Raw genomic sequence first — 1887 nt, forward strand, 5'->3', positions numbered from 1 at the left:
CCCGTACTCTGGCCCGGTGTGCCAACTGCATAAACTCTATAGTAGTAGTCATTGCCGATCTGCGTCACAAACTGTGTCTTCAGAACGCTTCCGTTGCCCACTGTGAAGCTCGGTACCAGCCCGTTTCCATTCACCACGGTCATCTTGAAGCAGTATGCTGCGCCTCTCTTCAATGTGAAGTTTACCGTCGTATCGCTGTATACGCTCGCCTGGGCTACAACTCCCTGCGCCGCTGCGACGGTCGGATTCACCACTGCTCTGCCCGCGGAACCATAGATGTTCCCGCTGCTCTTCGAGCCGGAAGAGCTGGTATGTTTCTTGTTTCCGCTATTCTGGTCGTTATCCGGCTTTGTGGGTTCTTCTCCCTTTGTCGCCTGGATACGCGCTTCCAACGCATTGTATGCGCTTTCAATCTCTTCGGAAGTCGCATCTTCTTTTTCCAGAACTACCTTTGCTGTCTGAAGCGCTGCCTGCAACGCTGCATAATCTGCCGCTGTATAGTCGTTCGCATTTACCTGTTCGCCCTTTGCGATCAGAGCTTCCAACGCTTCCTTATCCGGCGTCTTGCGCAGATTTGCCATCGCTATGGTCAATTCGGTCGCAATGCTGTTCACTTCTTCCTGCGTCGCGTTCGGATCGTTCAGAATCCCCTCGGCCGCATTCAGCGCGTCAGTAAAGGCCTTTTTGACTTCTTCGCTGCTCTCATAGCTGTCCAGGTCTGTAAGAATCTCATTGCCCTTTGCGATCAGCGTTTTCAGTGTGCTGGTGTCCGCCCGCATCGTCAAGCCCTGGATTGCATCACGCAAAGCCTGCTTCGCCGGCTCTACCTCCACCTCGAGAGCATCTTCGTCGTTTACCAACTCTTCTGCGTCCGCTTTTGCCTTTTCATAGACGCTCCAGCTGTTCGGCGTGAAGTCTTCCTCATTCAGTTCCGGCAGGCTATCCAACAACGCCTTCAGGCCCTCTCGGTCTCCTGCGGTAAAGGACAGGTAGAACATGGCATCCGTCATGTTCAGCCATGCTTCATTGATCTCGTCCTGCAATGCGGTTCTGTCCGCCTCTACCTTGATTGCCGCCTCATAGGCCCCGTCAAAGAGCTTCTTCGCGCTTGGCACCATCGTCGCGTACTCGTCGCCTTTCATAGCCTTTTCTGCACTCTGGATCGCGTCTCGCAACAAAAGCTTGTTGACGATCGTGCTCTTGAACTGCACCGTAGTCTCCGTGTTCGGCATATTTAGCACATAGTCAATCGCTCTTGTGGATTCCAGCGCCTCAATATCGATTGCTGTCTCTTCACCGTTCACAATCACAGAGGCTGCTGCAAATTCTCTGCCGTCCACTCTCGGAGCAAAGGTCAGTTGTACTTCATCGCCTGCCATAACATTTGCCGTATAGCTGCCCAACTTATCCGCATAGGGCGGTTTCTCTCCGTCGACCCACAAAGTCACATTGTCGTCGAACTCAACCAGCAGCTTATGCTCAGATGGCTCTTCTGCGGTCAAGCCGTCAATGGCATTTTGCAGAGTCTCTGCTGCATTTCTCAGCTCGTCGTCCGTCGCCGCCTCGTTGTCAAGCGTTGCTCCTGCCGCCTCATAAGCGGACTCGAACGCATTCCAAGCCTCTTCCAGATACTCGCCCTGGCCTGCGTCGTGAATTTTGGTCGCTTCCAGATACAGTTCTTCCAGCTTTTCGCGCGGGGTCTTTTCCGGCTCTGGAACGACGGTTGCATAGGTCTTTGCTGTGAGATTCTCATTGCCATTGATGTTCGTCGCCATCACGCGCAACTGAGTTCCCTCTGCGACATCTTTTTCAACATGGACTGTTGCTTTACCCGGGTTCTCTTGGTTCGGGGTAATGGTGACACCATTTACCGGCTTGCCGAATACA

General features: G+C 53.3%; 1 protein-coding gene. It reads right to left on the reverse strand.

Annotated elements, in window-relative coordinates; translation table 11 throughout:
* Window positions 1-1887 (reverse strand): FIVAR domain-containing protein (locus B9Y59_RS16845; RefSeq protein ID WP_158089023.1); only part of this gene is annotated, 1887 nt, incomplete at both ends.

It is taken from the genome of Anaeromassilibacillus sp. Marseille-P3371 (assembly GCF_900169665.1).
GTDB lineage: Bacteria > Bacillota > Clostridia > Oscillospirales > Acutalibacteraceae > Anaeromassilibacillus.